Consider the following 20,072-nt stretch of genomic DNA (forward strand, 5'->3'; position numbering starts at 1 on the left):
GTTTTGTAAGCGGTCTTTTATTTTTGCCGTAATCCATGAAGTAAGTTCGGACAAGGGGCAGTGCTCACATTCGTACTTTTCGGCAGAAATGGAGGACAGCGTGTGAAAACTATTCAGTCCCTTTTACAAAACAAAGCCCGATTAATACTGGGATATCTGCTCTGTATCGCATTAGCTCTGCTTTTTGAAGCAAGCAGGCTTCATCTTATCTACGGAATCGCCTTCTCGTTTTCCAGCATTTTTCTCCTGTTCGCCATATCGTTGTTCGGCGTCCGTCTGGGCCTCCTGGCCGGCGTCGTTACCCAGTTGTTCTCCTTTTTCTTTCTACATCATCCTACATTCGAATGGATCGGCCTTCTTGAACTTGCGGCGGTCGGCCTCCTAAACCGGAAAAAACCGGGGAAGCTCCTTACCTGGGACAGTATTTACTGGCTCCTCATCGGGCTCCCGCTTATGATCGTCATTTATTACGGATTCTATAAATTCGTATCGGACGAACTGATCCTGATGCTTCTGATAACGCTGTCAAACGGGCTGTTTAACGCGCTTATCGCCGATATTTTACTGAAATACCTGCCTCTTTTTCACTGGTTCGGTCTCGTCAAAGAGCGGGAAAGGACGTACTCCTACAGCAAAGTTTTGTTTCACCTTTCGATTATGGCCGTCGCCCTGCCGTCGCTCCTTTATATCGTGATGAACAGCTGGTATTCCGAGAAGCTGTCGATCCAGAACTCCAGGCAGCTTGCGATAAACACGGCGAACAGCATTAACCAGGAGCTGAACCAGTGGGGAGCCGAGGATATTCTGGGTATCAGACTCAAGGGACTGATACAAGTGGGGTATCTGCAGGAACTGGTGAATAAGTACACCTCGGAACAGTTGTTCAGGATCGTCATTACGGACCGGTCCAACAAAGTTTTGGCGGCCGATCGACAGAGCTACAGGCTGAACCAGGTTTATGACTGGAAGAGCGGCAATAATGTTGTGGGACTGGACGATAACTTTTACCAGGTCCTTCCCGGCCGTGAGCATGCCGCTTTGCCTGCCCATCAGTGGCGGGAGGGCAGTTATATCTACGACAATGCGGTCGCCAGACTGCCCCTGCACGTGTACATAGACATTCCAATCCGGCATTACCAGGTGAGTGTGTTTTCCCAGTACTTGTCGCAGCTCTGGTATCTGCTCTTATTTGCGGCAGCCGCCGCCATCACCGCCTTGTACTTAAGCCGTGTGCTGATTCAAGGGCTTTCCAAACTGGCGACCTCCACAACGGACCTGCCGGAAAAATTAAAGCAGATGAAGGAAATCGAGTGGCCGAGCAGCCGCGTTTCGGAGATTACCTCGCTCACCTATAACTTCAGGCAGATGTCGCTGAACCTGCTGAGTATGTTTCATCAATCGCAGAACATGAACCAGCGCCTGCAGGAGCAGACGGACAAGCTTCGTCTTTCGGAGGAAAAACTGCATCAGCTTGCTTTTTACGATATCCTCACGGGGCTTCCCAACCGGTTGTATTTTACAACCTACCTGCAGAGCATGCTTACGGAGGCGGCACATACGCCCAAGCAGGTGGCGGTTATGTTCGCCGATTTAAACCGCTTCAAGCAGATTAACGATACGCTGGGCCATGACATCGGCGATCTGCTGCTCAAAGAGATCGGCGACCGGTTCGCCCGCAGCGTTACCGAATCGTGCAAGCTGTTCCGGATCGGCGGAGACGAGTTCGTCATGGTCATTGAAGATGCCGATGACGCGAAAGCGACGGCCGTGGCGCGCAGCATGTTCGAGGCACTCGACGAACCCGTCAGGCTGATGGAATCGTCCCTGTACAGCTCGGTCAGCATCGGCATCAGCATGTTCCCGCGAGACGGCGATACGATGGACACCATCGTCAAAAACGCGGATATGGCCATGTATTTCGCCAAGTCCATCGGCTGCAGCAACAATCATCAATTCTACGAAGAAGAATTGAAAATCCGTTTTTCCGAAGAAATGATGATCGAGAACGGCATTCAGGAAGCGATTGCGAACAATCAGCTTGTGCTGCACTATCAGCCGAAAGTCGATACGGCTACCGGCGCGATCAGCGGAGTCGAGGCACTGGTGCGCTGGGAGCATCCGGAACTGGGCCGCATTTCGCCCGATAAATTTATCCCCCTGGCCGAAAGATCGGGGATTATTTACAAAATCGACGAATGGGTTTTGAAGGAAGCCTGCCGTCAAAACAAGGCGTGGCAGGATGAGGGTCTTCCCAAAGTGCCGGTTGCCGTAAACATTTCGGCTCTGCATTTTTCCCAGACGAACCTGCTGGATATGATTCAAAACGCGCTGGAACAATCGGGACTGGAAGAATGCTATCTGACTCTGGAAATAACCGAAGGAGTATTTATCGAGAATGTCGAACAGGTCATCGGAATCATTAACCGGATCCGGGAGCGCGGCATTCAGCTCTCGATCGACGATTTCGGGACCGGATACTCTTCCCTTAACCAGCTTCAGCGGCTGCCGATTTCACATGTAAAGCTGGATCGTTCTTTTATCCGGGATATCGGCGGGGAACCCAAAAAAGCGGCCGTAGCCAAAGCTATCATCGAGCTGGCTCACAGCATGAATATGACCGTTGTGGCGGAGGGGGTCGAAACGGCCGAGGAAACGGCCTACTTTGCCCAGTGCCGGTGCGACGAGCTCCAAGGCTACTATTTTAGCAAACCTTTGCCGGCCTGGGAGTTTTCAAGTCTTCTCCAAAGAGGAAATTATGCCGGACTTTTTGCCGGGGTGCATTCAAATTAGCTATACGACGGGAGGAAACGAGTTGTGGTCAAACTTACCAAAATTTTCATGCTGCTGCTCTTGTTCATAGTAACCACCACGGGCTGCTTCCGGTCCGAACCGCTCATTCCCGCTTCATCCGCTCCCGCCGAAAAGCCGGCTCCTTCCACGGGAAAAACGGCAGTTCCGAACCGGTTGACGGTATGGACCCATTACGGCGGAATCGAGCCCATGGCGGACAAGTTTAAAGAAAGCTATCCGGAATTGAGCATAGACATAAAGATCATTCCTTACTCCGAATATGTGGGAGCCTACCTGCAAGCGCTGGCCGACGGGAAGCCGCCGGACGTTATGATGGTCGACAGCACCGATTTCGGCAATTTTTCCGCGATTGAAGGTCTGGAGGATTTGCTCAAGCCTCCTTATCAGGCGGGGAAATACCGGAATGATTTCAGCCCGTCCCTGTGGGAAAGCGGCATGTCGGCGGACGGTAGCGAGCTGATTGGCCTTCCGCTGTCCACGGCGCCTACCGTCACCTACTACCGGGAGGACATTATGAGGCAGTACGGGTTTCCTTCCGAACCCGAGGAACTTGCCAAGTATATGGAAGACCCCGCAAACTGGCTGAACATGGCCAAAAAGCTGCGTGAGCATAACATTTATTTGACGCAATGGGTGAATGAAACGGTCCAGCTCTTCGAGCGTTCCGAAGGCATTTTTGACCGCAAGATGAATTTTATGCGCTACAACGAAGCGTTTCACAAGGCGGTAGACATCGCCAAAAAAGTCAACGATTTCGGTTTGGAGGCCCATTTGGACGTATGGGGTGATATGGGGCGGAAGGCAGTCCAGGACGGAACGATCGCCATGATGTATTTCGGCACATGGGGAGTCGAACAGATTAAGGCCTGGGCGCCCGAGACGGCCGGAAAATGGCGCGAAACGAGACTTCCTTTCGGCTTGTACGGCTGGCAGAACAGCACGAATTTTCTTCTCCCTTCGAACGGGGCCAACAAAGAGATGGGCTGGAAATTCATTGAGTTCGCCGTTACCGAATACAGCAAGGAAGGACTCAGCGGAGCGGTTCCGGCCTATTTGCCCGCCCGCGGCAATGCGAAGGAATTGGCGGCTACCAATTCGTTCCTGGGCGGACAGAAAACATATGCGCTTCATGAGGATTTGATGACCCGGGTAAGGGAATTTCCTTCCACGCCGCTCGACGCCAAAGCCCAGGAAATTTGGGAAAGCGAGATCGCAAGCGGCATCGAGAAAAGGCTGGACACCAAACAGATTATCGCGGACGCACGGGATAAAATCGAACAATCCCTGTCGAAAGAGAAGCAGATTTTATTGGATACGATGAAGAAAAAATAAAAACAGCAGCCCGCCCGTCGATACGGGGCGGAGCTGCTGTTTTGCCGTTCCGGTCAGGAAGACGGTATGCCTTCCGCGGGATTACTTTTTAGTCCAGAGAGCCGGCACGTTGGAAGGTTCCCAACCTTGCAGGGAAGTGTGCGGCTGACGGCAAATATAAGTCGAGCCGCTGTAAGTGACTTCGTCGTTAACCTTGTAGCTGACGCCGGCCGCCCATGGAGCAGGGCCTCCGGGAGACACAGGATCCGTCGTCGCTTGGATGGAAGCGGCTGCGGATACATTGCCTGCCGCGTCTTTGGCTTTCACGGTGAACGTATACGCCGTGTTCGCGGTCAGTCCCGTGATGACGGCTGTCGTACCTGTGACGTTCACGGTGCTGGTGCCGTACGAAACGGTGTAACCCGTTACGCCTACATTATCCGTGGAAGCGGTCCAGCCGAGGCTGACGCTGTTCGCGGATTTCGCCGTTACTTTCAGTGCCGTTGGCGCGGTAGGGGCGGACGTGTCACCGGAGCCGCCGCCGTTAGCCGTTGTAACGGCCAGAGGAGTGCTTGCCGCGGATACGTTGCCTGCCGCGTCTTTCGCTTTCACGGTAAACGTGTAGGCCGTGTTTGCCGTAAGATTGCCGACGTTATAAGTCGTGCCGGTCGTATCGGCGATTTTGGCCGTGCCTTGATAAACCTCATAGCCGGTTACGCCGGTATTATCCGTGGATGCGTTCCATGTGAGCGTGACGCCGGTAGCCGTTACGTTGGAAGAACGGAGGTTACCCGGAACGGAAGGCGCCTGCGTATCGACGGGCGTTCCCGTGCCGAAGCTGTCCAGATAAGCGCGGTGGCTGTTGGAGAACTCGAAGTTGTTGAACTTATCCCAGTTGATGGACCAGGTCATCAGGCCTCTCAGTCCCGGTTGAACGGAACCGCGGAGGGTGTAGGAACCGAACGCTTTGCCTTTCATCAGGTAGTCCAGCGCTTTATGCACTTCGGAGACGCTTGTGAAGCCGCCCCCCGCGTTGCCGTTAGCCGGAAGTCCGACGACGACTTGATCCGGACGCAGAGCCGGGAAGACGGAGTTCGGATTTTTGGCGATCGGGAAACCCGTAAGCAGCATATCGGTCATAGCCACGTGGAAGTCGGCTACGCCCATCGTGTGGTACTGATCGTCAAGTCCCGTGATAGGACCGGAGTTGTAGAGCTGAACCTGCAGCCAGTCTAAAATGTCGCGAACGCCGTAAATGACGGGCAGGTAAGCTCCCGCACGCGTATCGCAGCCGCTGCATGTGCCTCCGTAGAAGGAGTAGCCGAGCTGAACGAAAAACGTTTCCGGAGCCATGGTCAGCATGAATTTGTCGCCGAAGGAATCATGCAGCTCGCGGATAGCCGAAATCAGGTTCGTGATAACCGGAGTCGTCGGATTTTTGAAATCGGCATCTCCCGGGTTCAGGTACAGGGAATGTCCTTCGAAGTCGATATCCAGACCGTCAAAGCCATATTTGGAAATAATGGATTTCATGGAGCTTACGAAATTGTTGCGTGCGCCGGCTGTCGTTAACTGAACTTGGCCGTTCGCGCCGCCGATGGAAATGATGACTTTTTTGCCTTGGCTTTGCAGATAAGCGACATCGGCTTTGAAGTCCGCATCTGTGTAGTTGTAAGGCGTGAATCCGATCGTTCCCGTCGTCGATCCGCCTACAGGCTCGGCGAAGGAAACGTTGATCACGTCAAATTTGGGGGAAATGTCGCGCAGACGGATGAAGCCGGAACCGTTATCGAAGTTATGCCAGTAGCCGACGAGTACTTTCGTGCTTGCAGGCAGAGAAGAAGGCGAAGCCGCGCTTGCGGCGGAGCTTCCGGGAGTGATGGCCGGATTAGCCGCGCCCGCGCCTGCGATCAGGTTAGAGGCAAGAGCTGCGCCGGAAGAAACAGAAGCGGGAGATCCCGCTCCCGCCCCGCAATCGCTGATATATTTCCATACGCCGTATTGGCTGGAAGAATCCGGGCGTTCGCCCTGTGTCCACCATTTTGCTTCATAAATTTTGCCGTTATAGGAGACGCGTTGTCCGCCGGTGTACGATTTGCTTGTGTCCCAAGCCGCCGGGCAAACGGAGCCGCCGGAGCCGCTGTCCGTCGTAGCCGAAACGGTTGCCGCTGCGGAGAGGTTGCCCGCCGCGTCTTTCGCTTTTACGCTGAACGTATAAGCGGTGCCGGCCGTCAGGCCGCTGATCGTTGCGGTCGTGCCGGTAACGTTCACGCTCGTGCTGCCGTAAGTTACGGTGTAGCCGGTTACGCCCACATTGTCGGTGGAAGCCGTCCAGCCCAGTGTTACGCTGGTCGACGTTTTGGCGGTTACGGCCAGGTTGGCCGGAGCCGTCGGTGCCGTCGTATCCGTTCCGCCGCCGGAGCTTGCATCGGTAGTTACGGAAACGGCTGTGCTTGCCGCGGACACGTTGCCCGCCGCGTCCTTCGCTTTAACGGTGAAGGAGTAAGCCGTGCTTGGCGTCAGACCCGTGATCGTTGCGTTTGTCGTCGTTACATCTACCGTTTTGGTGCCGTAAGTTACGGTGTAGCCCGTTACGCCGACATTGTCCGTCGAAGCGTTCCAGGAAAGCGTAACGCTTGTGGACGTTTTAGCCGTCGATTTCAGGTTGGCCGGTACGGAAGGGGCAATCGTGTCGCCGACCGGTGCGGAACCTGACAGATCCGCCGTGACTTTCTTCAGAAGCGTCTTGTTGCGGTCGCCGCTGAATTCCCAGAGCATGCCGCCGCCAAGACCTTTGGACTTGATGAAGCTTGTTTTATACCCGATGGATTCGGCGTCGTCGTAAGAAATGAACGTGCCGTTCGTAGCGTTGTAGAGGAACGGAACTTTTGCCGTGTTATTCCAGTAGCGGGTATAGCCGTTCTTGTTGATATAGTTGGCTTCCAGATCGTAGAAGTCGAAGGAGCCTTTCTCCCACGTTCCGGTAGTCGCAAGACCTGCACACTGCTGGTATTCGCCGTTAGCCGTGTTTTTGCAGCCGCTCCAGCCGCGACCGTAGAAAGCGAGGCCGAGGACGATTTTGCTGGCCGGTACGCCTGCGTTGATGTGCCCTTGTACGCCTTTCTCCACGTTGAACGTGTCCGCATTCGGTACGCCTGCGGCGGTTGCGGCCGGATCGGCATAAAGAGGTGCGTTGTGGGCGCTGATTGTCTGCCAGCCGCCGTTAAAGTCATACGTCATAATGTTGATCCAGTCGAGATACTTGGCCATATTGCCGAGCTCGGTGTTGGCAACATAAGAAGGACCTGCGCCGGATGCGATCGTCAGGAAATATTTCTTGTTGTCGGCCGTGCCTGCCGCGTCCAGCTTCTCGCGGATTTTTTGAAGGAGCAGCGTGTAGTTCTGCTTATCTTCGGGACGGGCGGAGTTGCCCGCAAGACCGCCGCCAACCGGGTACTCCCAGTCAAGGTCGACGCCGTCGAACTGATATTTGCGGATGAAGTCGACCGCGGAGTTCGCAAACACTTCACGCGTTGCGGCGCTCGCGGCTACATCGGAGAAACGGTTGGACCAGGACCAGCCGCCTACGGAGATGATCGTCTTGAGGTTCGGGTTGGCTTGTTTCAGCTTGATCAGCTGTTTCAGGTTACCGCGGACAGGCTCGTCCCAAGTGTCTCCGGGAAAGCTCTTCTGGGTATCGATCCAAGGATCGCCGAGAACGATCGTGCCGTTCGGAACGTTAATGTTGGCGCCCGCAGCGTCTTGGCAGGCCCAAGTTTGCGGGTTCGGACCGGTCGGGTCCGGATTGCCGTGCTTGCCGTCCCAGCAAATGTCGGCGAAAGCGTAATTGATGTGCGTAACTTTGGAAGCATCCACATCGGCTACGTTATAGTTGCGGCCGTAAGCGGCCCATGAAGGGTAATAGCCCACGACTTTATAAGACTCCGCCGCCGACGCTTTCTGCGCGCCTAAACCCAGGAACGGGAATAAAGACACGATGAGGGTAACGATCAGCAGGATGCCGAGTGCGATCCGGGCCGGTGATTTGGAGCGCCGGGCTTTGGCAGATTGTGGGGTTTTCTGGTTCATTAAGTAAAGCCTCCTTTTCGGATAGGAAAATATGATAACGCTTTCAATAACAGGGGTCCATAGAACTTAAACAGCATCCGGAATGTTCCGTATGGGTTCGGTTCCTGGCAGTACGCACCTCCTTAAGAGATAACCGTCGGAATGGAGAAGAAGAGTGTAAGGTTGAACGACCGGCCTTGACTGACTTTGACATAGGCGGCAGACCGGTCATAAAAAATCGAAAGACAAGGATTCTTCTTCTCGTGATGCAACCGGTTAACTAGTTTCAGTATCAAGGAAAATGAAGGGAAGCAAAAGGGGTAACATTAGACGATGAGGGAGAATTTTCTCTATTATCCGCCCTTTTTTTACAAGAAACGGACTCTCGGCCTGAACAAAGGTCAATTAGAAACCGGTGCGATTCGCAGGCGGCAGACTATAACCCCGTACAGAAACGGAAAACCCCGCAAACGTGCCCCCGATATGTAAAAAAGCACCGCCATGACGGGGTGCTCTCCGGTTGTTTATCCGGCGTTTACGAAGCTTCGCCGATCTTGAACTTGTTGATCTCGCGGTACAGGCTTTCCGCGAGTCCGTTCATCTCGTCGGCCTGCACGGCGATGCTCCGGATGGAGGCGTCGTTCTCGGTCGACGCCGAGGTTACCTCCTGCACGCCCGCGGACGTCTGCTCGGCAATTTCCGCCATGTGGCGGATCGTGCCGACCAGCTGCGCGCTGCTGTGCAGGGAACGCTCAATGCGGCCGTTGACGAATTGAATCTGATTCGTCACGACTTCCATCGCGCGTTCGATCGCCCCGAACGAGCCGAGCGATTCGCGGACGGTCAGCTCCTGGGCGTCCGCGTGGCGCTTCGCGTCCGTGACGCGGGCCTGCATCTCGCGCATCCGGCTCTCCACGGATGCGATCGTCCCCGCGGCGCGGCGGGCTTCGTCGCTCGACTGCTGCGCGAGCTGGCGCACTTCCGCGGCGATGACGGCGAAGCCGCGCCCGCTGGAGCCGGCGGCGGCCGCCTCGATGGCGGCGTTCAGCGCCAGCAGGTGCGTCCTTGACGCGATCTCGGTAATCGCGTCAAGGATGGTGCCGATGCGGCGGGAATCGCCCGCAAGCGTCGCCATCGCTTCCTGCACCTGCCCGAGAACGCGCCGCGTGGCGCCGCTGGCTTCCTCCAGCGAGTGCACGGAGCGGGAGCCGCGTACGGTGACCTCCGCGGCTTCCCGGCTCGCCTGGCTCATCACCGCCGCGTATTCGGCGATCTCGCGCGTCTCGCTTTCGAGCCCGGCGACGGAGGTGGAGGCATGCTCGGAATCCGCCGCCTGCTCGGAAGCGCCGCGCGCGATGGCGGACATCGCCTGGACGATGTCCGCGTTGGCCGCCGCCGTGTCGGTGGACACCCGGCGGAAGGTGACCGACTGCCCGGCCAGCGCCGTCGCGATTCCGCTCGTGTGTTCGAGCATCCCGCGGACCTGGGCGGTCATCCGGTCGAAGCTGCGGCTGAGCTCACCCAGCTCATCCCCTGCGCGGCTTCCGATTTCATGCCGCAGGTCGCCGGATGCCATGCGCGCGACCGCTTCCTGGAGCTTGCGCACCGGAATGAGGAAGGAGCGGATGAGCAGGACGGCGACACCCGCGGAAGCGAGAAGAACGAGGACGGCCGCGGCGACGGCGACGGTCACGGTCTGGGCGATGACTTTCTGGGAGTCGTCGACTGCTGCCTGCGCATCGGCCGAGAAGGCGACGTAAAACTTGTCGACCAGCTTGAAGATCGTTTCGCGCAGCGTCTGCCCTTCGCCGTAATAATGAAGCATGCTCAGCTCCATCTCTTTGGGGCTGACTTTCTTTTCCTGGACGAGCTTGGCGGCCGCGTCGAAATTGTTGATATAATCCGCGGAAGCGACGATAAGTCCTCCGCGCCACGCCTTTTCCTCTTCGTTCCGAACGGTTCCCTTAATTACTTCAAGAAGACGGTTGTACACCGTTCTCGTCTGCTCGTACCTCTCTATATAGGAAGGATCTTTGGAAAGCTCCAGTCCTGAAGCGATAATGCTCAGCTCCTGAACCGTTTCTTTCAGCTCCAGCGCGGTCGTTTTCATGGCGACCCGTTCGTTCTGCAGCGCGATTTGCGTGTTGATTTTACTGATTTGATGAACGAGGAAAAAGGCCATGGCCACAAACAGCAGCATCAGAACCCCGAAGCTGGCGATCAATTTGCGTTTCATTGTAGTTAAATAGAAGAAGTTCCTCATGTTCACCCTCCGATAGGTCTCTTGGTTTGAAAGTTAACCTTTATATAGGTCTATAGTCGCCTTAACTATAAGTCTTCAGTATTAGAGAACGTGAAGGGTTTTGTAAAACGGGAGTTAAATAGGCTCATTTCAAAGGAGGGCGAAAAGGGAGCGGCAGCCCGCAAAAAGTTTTACATGAAATTTACGTTTGGACGACTTGCAGTTTACATTCGCTTGTTACGATGTCCTAGGAAACAAAAACAAAGAAAGAAACGTCAAAGGAGGACATGTACAACATGTTGAAGTTCATGTCGAAAAAAGGGTTATCCATCTCGCTAGCTGCAGTACTTACTCTGGGGGTTTTGGCTGGCTGCGGAAAGACAGACACAAACGCAGGTAGTCCCGCAACATCGAACAAGCCTGCCGAAACAACGGCGGCTCAAGAAATTTCCGGAACGGTTACGGCTTCCGGTTCCAGCGCTCTTCTCCCGCTCGTGAAAGAAGCGGCGAAGCTGTTCATGGAAAAGAATCCGAAAGTTACGATCAACCCGACGGCCGGCGGTTCCGGCAAAGGTCTTAAGGACGTAGCGGACGGTATTTCGAATATCGGGAACTCCGACGTGGCCGCAGGCGACGAATACAAAGACAAGAACCTGAAAGAACACGTGGTTGCAATCGCTCCGTTCGCACTTATCGTAAATCCTGACGTTGGCCTCGAAGGTTTGACGAAACAGCAGGCAGCCGATATTTTCATGGGTAAAATCAAAAACTGGAAAGAGGTAGGCGGCAAGGACGCTCCGATTAACGTCGTTCACCGTCCGGACGCTTCCGGTTCCCGTAAGCTTGTTCAGCAAATCGTGCTGGACGGCAAAGACTTTACAAAAGAAGGCGTCGTTCAAGAAAGCACGGGTGCCGTTAAAACGGCCGTAGGCAGCCAGTCCGGCTCCATCGGTTACATCGACACGCCGTACCTGGACAACACCGTTAAAGCTTTGAAATTCGACAACGTCGCTTTTGCCAAAGAAACGATCAAAGACGGCAGCTACAAGCTGTACGGAACCGAGCGCATGTACACGAAAGGCGAGCCTACCGGCGCTACTAAAGCTTTCCTTGATTACATCATGAGCCCTGAGTTCCAAACGAAAAAAGTGGAAGAACTGAAGTTCCTTCCGGCTGACCTTCTGAAAAAATAAGACGTATAGACCCCATGGGATGTCCTGAAGCTTATCAACTTCGGGGCATCTTTTTATTTGCCGCAAAATTTACACGGGCTTTACAATTGATTAATTTTGTATTTACAAACAGGGCCTATGATTAAGAAGAATCATTTAGTACTTTGTGCTTACCGATCATGCACGCATTCCGATTGAAGGGGGCTTCCCGTTTGTGAACACTTACGCTCAGCAAACAACGAAGACGAAGGAGCAGAGCCGGCAGAACCGCCAAAGCCAGAAAGGACCCACGCGCTGGATGAAACTGCAAAAACGGCAGGACAGCGTGATGAAGCTGCTGTTTGTCGGCAGTGCGGCACTCGTCTCGATTGTCATATTTTCGATTATTTTGTTTGTCGGTGTACAAGGCATGCGCACCTTCTCGGGCGTCAGCCCGATTGAATTCTTTTTTTCGACAGACTGGACGCCAAGCGCGGACAAATTCGGAGCGTTTCCGTTCCTGTTCAGTACTTTTCTGTTAACGATGCTCGCCATTATACTTGCGGTCCCACTCGCCGTTGCGGGAGCCGTCTTCATGGCTAAGATCGCGCCGAAATGGGTGAGAGAGATCATGCGTCCGGCAACGGACCTGTTCGTGGGCATTCCGTCGGTCGTATACGGCCTGATCGGCCTTACGGTCATCGTGCCTTTTATCGGAAAAGTGGTGAACGGGACAGGATACGGGATTTTACCGGCGGGAATCATCCTCGCGATTATGATTCTGCCGACCATCCTGTCCATCTCGGAGGACGCGATCCGCGCACTGCCTCCGCGCCTGGAAGAAGCGTCTCTGGCGCTTGGAGCCACCCGCTGGCAGACGATTTGGCGCGTACTGCTTCCCGCGGCCCGGCCGGGGATTCTCACCGGCGTGGTGCTGGGAATCGGACGGGCCATCGGTGAGACGATGGCGGTATTCATGGTCATCGGAAACTCGCCGCAGATGCCCAAGTCACTGATTGACTCGACCACGGTTCTGACGACGGCAATCGTGAAAGACATGGGGAACACGAACTACGGATCGACCTGGAACAACGCGCTGTATTTGATGGCTTTTGTTCTGCTGATCACTTCGCTGCTGCTTATTCTCATCATTCGTGTCGTATCAAGAAGGAGTGAAGTGAAATGAACAGTAAAACGACTGACCGGATCGCCACGCTGTTCTTCTGGGCAACCGGCATCTTTATCCTGCTGATCCTGGCCTGGTTCCTGATCCGGATTCTCGGTGCGGGACTGCCGCATCTTACCTGGGATTTCGTCACGGGCAAGCCGGAGGATATCGTGGCAGGCGGCGGCGTCGGACCGCAGCTATTCAACTCGTTCTATATTTTGTTTCTCTCTCTGCTGTTCTCCCTGCCGGTGGGCCTTGGAGCGGGGATTTACCTGGCGGTGTACGCCAGAAAATCACGTTTTACCGAAATTGTCCGCATGTCCGTCGAAACGCTGTCTTCCGTACCTTCCATCGTATTCGGTTTGTTCGGATTTCTGTTGTTCGTGGACTTGATGAATTTTAAAATATCGATTCTGAGCGGTTCCCTCGCTTTGGCGCTGCTGAATCTGCCGGTTCTTGTCCGGGTGACGGAGGAATCGATACGCACCGTTCCCGAATCGTACTGGGAAGCGAGTCTGGCGCTCGGCTCGACCAAATGGCAGGCGATCCGCAAAGTGCTGATTCCTTCCGCACTGCCGAGCCTGATCACCGGCATTACGCTCGTAGCCGGCCGCGCGCTCGGTGAATCGGCCATCCTGATTTATACGTCGGGTCTTTCCGTATCCCGTCATTTCCCGGATTTCAATCCGCTGACGATGGGCGAAACGCTCTCCACGCATTTGTGGTACATCCAGGCGGAAGCCATCGTGCCGGATGCGAAAAAAATCGCGGAAGGCAGCGCGGCGCTCCTTCTTGTAGTCGTATTGATTTTCAACCTGCTTATCGGCATACCTAGCCGAATCATCCAAAAAAGACTTACGGGAGGGAAATAACCTTGACAGCTCCTGCCATGACTATTGCGACCGATACCAAAATAAAAGTAAACGGGCTGGACCTTTTTTACGGGGACAACCAGGCCCTGCACAGCATTGATCTGGACATTGCCCCGAATACCGTGTCCGCTCTGATCGGACCTTCGGGCTGCGGGAAATCGACTTTTCTGCGCACGCTCAACCGGATGAACGATCTGATCGACAGCGTAAGAATAAACGGGTCCATTAAGGTGGACGGACAAGATATCTACTCTTCAGAGAGCGACATCGTGTCTCTGCGCAAGCGTGTGGGCATGGTTTTCCAGCGCCCGAACCCGTTCCCGATGAGCATCTACGATAACATTGCTTACGGACCGCGCATTCACGGTCAGAAAAAGCGTGCCGTTCTCGACGAAATCGTGGAACGCAGCCTGAGACAGTCCGCCCTCTGGGACGAAGTGAAGGACCGCCTAAACAAGTCGGCCCTGGGCTTGTCCGGCGGTCAGCAGCAGCGTCTGTGCATCGCCCGTCTGCTGGCGGTCGAGCCCGAAGTGCTGCTGATGGACGAACCGACCTCGGCGCTCGATCCGATTTCCACCTTGAAGGTGGAGGAGCTCACGCAGACGCTGAAGGAGCGCTACACGATCATTATCGTGACGCACAACATGCAGCAGGCCGCGCGTATCTCCGACCGCACGTCTTTCTTCCTCAACGGGATTCTCGTTGAGACCGATCAGACCGACAAGATTTTCACTAATCCGAACGATCAGCGCACCGAAGATTACATCACCGGCCGTTTCGGTTAACTCTAAGGGGGCTTCAATGAATAATCGCCTTAATTTTCAACATTCGATTGACGATTTGCAGAACGAACTGCTCGATTTAGGCTCCATGGTTGAAAACTCCATTCATCAGGCTGTCGAAGCGCTGACCCGACTGGATACGGATCTCGCCCGCCGCACGGTCGAGGACGACGACGCGGTGGATGAGCTGACGCTCCGCATCGAAGAAATGTGCCTGAAGCTGATCGCGCTGCAGCAGCCTATGGCGGGCGATCTGCGGATTATCGGCACGGCGCTCAGCATAGCGACGGATCTGGAGCGCATAGCCGACCATGCCGTGGACATCGCGAAGATTACGATCCGCTTGTCCGGGGAGACGCTGGCCAAGGAATTGATCGATATTCCCCAAATGGCCGAAATCTCCAAAGAGATGCTTCGCGAAAGCCTGGTCGCTTATATGAACCGCAACGTTCATATGGCCGCCTCGCTGGCGGAGAAAGACGATCAGGTAGACAAAATTTTCAGCCGGATCATGACGGACGTCATCGGAATGATGAACGCGGACTTCACGCGCAACCGCCAGCTGACGCATCTGATCATGGTGGCCCATTATTTGGAGCGGGTGGCCGACCATGTGACGAACATCGGCGAAAGCGTGATCTACATGGTCACGGGCAAAAGAAAAGACCTGAACGTGTAGAGCGGCCGCAAAGCCGTCCGCTGCCGGGCCCGCGCGCAATGAAGCACCGTGCTTGGCGTGCAGCTGTGCAAAGGCGGCGAACGGCACGGGAGACGGACGCAGTCAGCCCTGTGATACAAAGATGCAAGAATCGAAACAGCTTGCCGGGACCTTGTCCGGCAGGCTGTTTCTTTGTAAGCATGGGGAGGGAGAGGCTGGAGCAGAAGCAGGAGCTGAAGCAAGAGCTGAAGCAAGAGCTGAAGCAAGAGCAAGAGCAGGAACAGGACCCCTTATCAGGATAATTTTCCCAATCTGTACACGCACGCACTTGCTACGCAAACTTCGAGCATACTTGCAAGGCCGACTAAACCAAAAACCGCCCCTCGGGGCGGCTTTGCGCGTGTTTTCATGAAATTTCCGGTCAACAGCCGGGGCGGGGCATAATAAGCCGGGGCTAAAGCACATGAACCAGCTGTTTGACGGAACGAACGATAATGACCTTCTGGCGGCCGACTTTCCGCTGGGAAATCTTTTTCACGTGGGGCGGATAAATCCAGACAGCATCCAGTCCGCATCTGGTGGAGCCGATAATGTCGTTTTTCCAGGAGTTGCCGACCATGACGCCCTGGCCGGGAGCTATGCCGGTTTCTTTCAAGGCGGTCCGGTACAAACCCGGGTGCGGCTTGCGCGGCCCGTCTTTCGTGGAGCTGAAGAGGAGTTCTTCGGGGAAAAAGGAGGACAGCCGGAGCCGCCCGATGTCCCTCTCCAGCCTTTTGCGGCTGCCGTTGCTGATAACCGCGAGCTTGTAGCGTTCGCCCAGAGACGACAGCGTTTCTTCGACGCCGGGAAAAAGCCGGACGTAGTTTCCTTCGGTTTCTTCAATCTGCTCGAAAAAGCCTTTGGCAAACGTTTCGTTCACCGATATGGGAAAAGCGTCCAGCGCCTTTTCCAGGCAGGCTATCCGCATTTCTTCGCTGGGACGGTGACCCCGGGGGCGCAGCTTCCGCAGTTTCTGCCACTCCTGCTTGTAAATCTGAAGCGCATCTTCGGGGGAAGCCGCCCCGTCTTCCTGTTCCCATCTTCCGGTGTAGTCTCCCAGTACCTCCGTGAATGCCGAATCGAAGCACTGCCTGCGGTCGACCAATGTATTGTTCATATCGAAAAAAATCATTTTCTTGGGAGCCGGAAAAAAAAAGGGACTCATTTCGGTCCTCCTTCCCTCGCCGGACGGAATCCAGCTGAAAACACCGGACGCGCCGGCTTTGCATCGTATTATCAGTCTATGTGGAGAGAGCGGAGAACATCACCGCAAGCCCGGAAGGATAGGCTCAAAAATTACCGGGCTGAAACTTTTTCATATTCGTCCAGCCTGTGCTATCATGAACGTATATGTCCAAAATTCGGGGTGTAAGATGGAAAAATTGATCGTTATTGATGGAAACAGTATCGCGAGCCGCGCCTTCTACGCGCTGCCTCTGCTGAGCAATTCCGCCGGTCTTCATACGAACGCCGTTTACGGATTTACAACGATGCTCCTCAGACTGATTGAAGAAGAAAAACCGACGCATTTTCTCGTGGCTTTCGATGCGGGCAAAGTGACGTTCCGACATAAAGATTACACGGAATACAAGGGCGGGCGAGCCAAAACGCCGCCGGAGCTTTCCGAACAGTTTCCTCTTATTAAAGAACTGATGAACGCTTTCGGCATCCGCCAGTTCGAGCTGGAAGGCTATGAAGCGGACGATATTATCGGCACGCTGACCAAATCGGCGGAGCAGGAAGGCAAGGACGTGCTGGTCGTTACCGGCGACAAGGATATGCTGCAGCTCGTATCAGACCGTGTGACGGTTGCCCTCACACGCAAAGGCATCAGTGAAGTGGACCGTTACGATCCGGCGGAAATCAAAGCGAAGTACGGGCTCGTTCCGGCCCAGATCATCGACCTGAAGGGTCTGATGGGCGACTCTTCCGATAATATTCCGGGTATCCCCGGCGTAGGGGAGAAAACGGCCCTTAAGCTGCTGCACGAGTACGGTTCCGTCGAATCCGTCCTGGAACATGCGGACGAGATGAAGGGCAAGATGAAGGAAAAGATCCGCGACCATGCGGACTCCGCCCGGATGAGCAAAGAAATCGCGACCATTTACCGCGAAGTGCCGATGGATACGGACTGGAGCGGCCTCGCCTTCTCCGGCTTCGAAACGCCCGAGCTTGCGGCCATGTTCCGCAAGCTGGAGTTCAAGTCGCTGCTCGAGAGGCTGGACTTCTCCGGCGCCGGGGAAGCGGCCTCCCCTGAGGAGGCGGAGCCCGGCCCCGCGGAAGAGCTGGTTGTCCGCCTCATAGACGCGGACAACATCGCAGACCTGACCGGCGCGCTGAAAGACGTAAGCGCGCTGCATGTCGAGGCCGTGGGGGACAATGCCCACACGGCTGAGCTGGTCGGGGCGGCGTTTCACACGCCGGAGGCGGGCTACTACGTGCCCGCGGCCGTGCTGACCGCTCCCGGAGCGGAAGCGCTGCGCGCCTGGCTGGCGGACGAGCGTGCTCCGAAGAGCACGTGGGACCGCCACCGCGCGGAGCTCGTGCTCGCCTGGAACGGCATCACGCTGTCCGGCGTGACGTTCGACGTCATGCTCGCGGCGTATCTGCTCGATCCGACGGAGTCGTCGCTGACGCTCAGCGGCATCGCGGACAAATACGGCGCGCTTCATGTAGCGCCGGACGAAGCGGTCTTCGGCAAAGGCGCGAAGTTCCGCCTGCCGGAGCCCGAGGCCGTCGCGGAGCATCTCGTCCGCAAGGCCGACCGCATCTCCCGCCTGGACGTCTCGCTTCGCGAGAAGCTGGAGCAGGCGGATATGAAGCAGCTCTACTACGAGCTGGAGCTTCCGCTCTCGGGCGTACTCGCGGATATGGAGCTGCGCGGCATCAAGGTCGATACGGCCGGGCTGAAGCAGCTCGGCGACGAGCTCGCCGTGCAGATCGACCGGACGATGACGGAGATTTACCGCCACGCCGGGATGGAATTCAATATCAACTCCCCGAAACAGCTGGGGGAAGTGTTGTTTGAGAAATTGCAGCTTCCGGTTCAGAAGAAAACGAAGACCGGGTACTCCACGGATGCCGAGGTGCTGGAGAAGCTGGCCCCTTACCATGAAATCGTGCAGGGCATTCTCCATTACCGGCAGCTTGCCAAGCTCCAGTCCACATATGTGGAAGGGCTGCTGAAAGAGGTGCGCAAGGAAACCGGCAAGGTTCATACGTACTACAGGCAGACGATCGCGGCCACGGGCCGGCTCAGCAGCCAGTATCCGAACCTGCAGAATATCCCGATCCGGCTGGAGGAAGGGCGCAAAATCCGCAAGGTTTTCGTGCCTTCGGAGCCGGGCTGGTCCATTCTGGCCGCGGACTATTCGCAGATCGAGCTGCGGGTGCTCGCGCACATTTCGGGAGACGAGAACCTCAAGGAAGCTTTTACGAATAATATGGATATTCACACGAAAACGGCCATGGATGTATTCGGTGTCTCCGAATCCGAAGTGGACGCGAATATGCGCCGCTCGGCGAAGGCCGTCAACTTCGGCATCGTATACGGAATTAGCGATTACGGGCTTTCCCAGAACCTGGCCATCACCCGTAAGGAAGCCAGCCAGTTTATCGAGCAGTATTTCGCCGTTTTCCAGGGTGTCCGCAAGTATATGGACGATATTGTGCAGCAGGCCCGCGAACAGGGGTACGTGACGACACTGCTTCAGCGGCGCCGGTATTTGCCGGAAATTACGGCTTCTAACTTTAACCTCCGTTCTTTCGCGGAAAGAACGGCAATGAATACGCCGATTCAAGGAACGGCGGCTGATATCATCAAGCTTGCCATGGTGCAAATGGACGAGCGCCTTAAAGCGGAAGGCTTGAAAAGCCGGATGCTTCTTCAAGTACATGACGAACTGATTTTCGAAGTTCCGCCCGAAGAGCTTGAAACGATGCGCCGCATCGTGCCGGAAGTTATGGAAGGCGCGCTTGCGCTGGACGTGCCTCTGCTCGCCGAGGTGGATGACGGTTACAACTGGTACGAAGCGAAATAAGAAGAGTGAAATGGTGAAAACACAGCATGAACCGAGGTGAAACGCCATGCCGGAATTACCGGAGGTGGAAACCGTACGGCGGACTCTCAGCCGACTGGTCGTCGGCAAGACGATTCAAGAAGTGGAAGTCCGCCTGAAACGGATTATTCAAAAACCCGAAGAGCCCCAAATGTTCGCCGACCTCCTCGAAGGCCAGACGATTCAGGGTATGAGCCGCAGAGGCAAGTTTTTGCGCTTCCTGCTGGATGACGGCGTGTTAGTGTCCCACCTGCGGATGGAAGGCCGTTACGGCCTTTATGAAGCTTCAGACGAGGTGGAACCTCACACGCATGTGATTTTCCGTTTTACGGACGGGACCGAACTCAGATACCGCGATGTGCGGCAGTTCGGCACGATGCATCTTTTCGCGGGAGAGGAAGATCTGAACAGCAAGCCTCTTCATAAGCTGGGGATCGAGCCGCTGGACGAGTCCTTTACGTTCGACGCGTTCCGTCAGGCCATCGGCAAGCGGAGCACGAAGATCAAACCGCTGCTGCTCAATCAAGCATACATTGTCGGACTCGGTAATATTTATGTAGACGAGGCGCTTTTTCTGGCGGGGATTCATCCCGAGAGAGAGGCGGCATCGCTCACCCGCACCGAGCTTCAGAGACTTCACGAAGCGATTGTCCATACCCTCAAAAGCTCGGTCGAAGCCGGGGGTTCTTCCATCAAATCGTATGTAAACGGTCAAGGCGAATCGGGAAATTTCCAGCATTCCCTGAACATTTACGGCCGTAACGGCAAGCCCTGCGTAAACTGCGGCAGCCTCATCGAGAAAACGGTCGTCGGCGGGAGGGGCACGCATTTCTGCCTGAAATGCCAGCCTCTCAAGAAAACGCGCAGCACGCCGAAGAAGCGGCTTTAGCACAACTCCTCCTACCCCTCCAT

At 55.4% G+C, this 20,072-nt stretch carries 12 protein-coding genes; 9 read left to right on the forward strand and 3 right to left on the reverse strand.

Annotated elements, in window-relative coordinates; translation table 11 throughout:
- Positions 1-102: 102 nt before the first annotated feature.
- Positions 103-2,790, forward strand: coding sequence for an EAL domain-containing protein (locus ABC395_RS06920; RefSeq protein ID WP_413001797.1), 2,688 nt, complete (start codon positions 103-105; stop codon positions 2,788-2,790).
- 24 nt (positions 2,791-2,814) lie between these two features.
- Positions 2,815-4,143, forward strand: coding sequence for an ABC transporter substrate-binding protein (locus ABC395_RS06925; protein WP_413001799.1), 1,329 nt, complete (start codon positions 2,815-2,817; stop codon positions 4,141-4,143).
- Between the two features lie 81 nt (positions 4,144-4,224).
- On the opposite strand, the gene ABC395_RS06930 is transcribed toward ABC395_RS06925, so the two are convergent.
- Both ABC395_RS06930 and ABC395_RS06935 read right to left on the reverse strand, forming a co-directional pair.
- Positions 4,225-8,211, reverse strand: coding sequence for a glycosyl hydrolase family 18 protein (locus ABC395_RS06930; protein ID WP_413001801.1), 3,987 nt, complete (start codon positions 8,209-8,211; stop codon positions 4,225-4,227).
- 514 nt (positions 8,212-8,725) lie between these two features.
- Positions 8,726-10,453 carry a methyl-accepting chemotaxis protein gene (locus ABC395_RS06935; protein ID WP_413001803.1) on the reverse strand — a complete coding sequence of 576 codons (1,728 nt, stop codon included), beginning with the start codon at positions 10,451-10,453 and terminating at the stop codon, positions 8,726-8,728.
- A gap of 275 nt (positions 10,454-10,728) precedes the next feature.
- Here ABC395_RS06935 and ABC395_RS06940 point away from each other — a divergent pair, with 275 nt between their 5' ends.
- The 5 genes from ABC395_RS06940 (at position 10,729) to phoU (ending at position 15,084) form a co-directional block, all read left to right on the forward strand.
- Positions 10,729-11,625, forward strand: a complete 897-nt coding sequence (locus ABC395_RS06940; protein ID WP_413001805.1) for a phosphate ABC transporter substrate-binding protein — start codon at positions 10,729-10,731, stop codon at positions 11,623-11,625.
- Between the two features lie 277 nt (positions 11,626-11,902).
- Complete coding sequence (gene pstC / locus ABC395_RS06945; RefSeq protein ID WP_413006696.1) at positions 11,903-12,769, forward strand: phosphate ABC transporter permease subunit PstC; 867 nt, start codon at positions 11,903-11,905, stop codon at positions 12,767-12,769.
- Positions 12,766-13,623, forward strand: coding sequence for a phosphate ABC transporter permease PstA (gene pstA / locus ABC395_RS06950; RefSeq protein ID WP_413001807.1), 858 nt, complete (start codon positions 12,766-12,768; stop codon positions 13,621-13,623). Before pstC ends, pstA begins: the two co-directional genes overlap by 4 nt.
- Positions 13,624-13,640: 17 nt before the next feature.
- Positions 13,641-14,408 carry a phosphate ABC transporter ATP-binding protein PstB gene (pstB, locus tag ABC395_RS06955; RefSeq protein ID WP_103997399.1) on the forward strand — a complete coding sequence of 256 codons (768 nt, stop codon included), beginning with the start codon at positions 13,641-13,643 and terminating at the stop codon, positions 14,406-14,408.
- 16 nt (positions 14,409-14,424) lie between these two features.
- Positions 14,425-15,084, forward strand: coding sequence for a phosphate signaling complex protein PhoU (gene phoU / locus ABC395_RS06960; RefSeq protein ID WP_009671365.1), 660 nt, complete (start codon positions 14,425-14,427; stop codon positions 15,082-15,084).
- Between the two features lie 433 nt (positions 15,085-15,517).
- Here phoU and ABC395_RS06965 read toward each other — a convergent pair whose 3' ends face one another.
- Positions 15,518-16,267 carry an HAD family hydrolase gene (locus ABC395_RS06965; RefSeq protein WP_413001810.1) on the reverse strand — a complete coding sequence of 250 codons (750 nt, stop codon included), beginning with the start codon at positions 16,265-16,267 and terminating at the stop codon, positions 15,518-15,520.
- Between the two features lie 208 nt (positions 16,268-16,475).
- Between ABC395_RS06965 and polA the strand changes: the two genes are divergently transcribed.
- Positions 16,476-19,142 (forward strand): DNA polymerase I, encoded by a 2,667-nt coding sequence (gene polA / locus ABC395_RS06970; protein ID WP_413001812.1) that lies wholly within the window; start codon positions 16,476-16,478, stop codon positions 19,140-19,142.
- Positions 19,143-19,188: 46 nt separating this feature from the next.
- Complete coding sequence (mutM, locus tag ABC395_RS06975; RefSeq protein WP_413001814.1) at positions 19,189-20,049, forward strand: DNA-formamidopyrimidine glycosylase; 861 nt, start codon at positions 19,189-19,191, stop codon at positions 20,047-20,049.
- Positions 20,050-20,072 lie beyond the last annotated feature (23 nt).

Origin of the sequence: Paenibacillus canaveralius (assembly GCF_047238265.1) — a bacterium.
Lineage (GTDB): Bacteria > Bacillota > Bacilli > Paenibacillales > NBRC-103111 > Paenibacillus_F.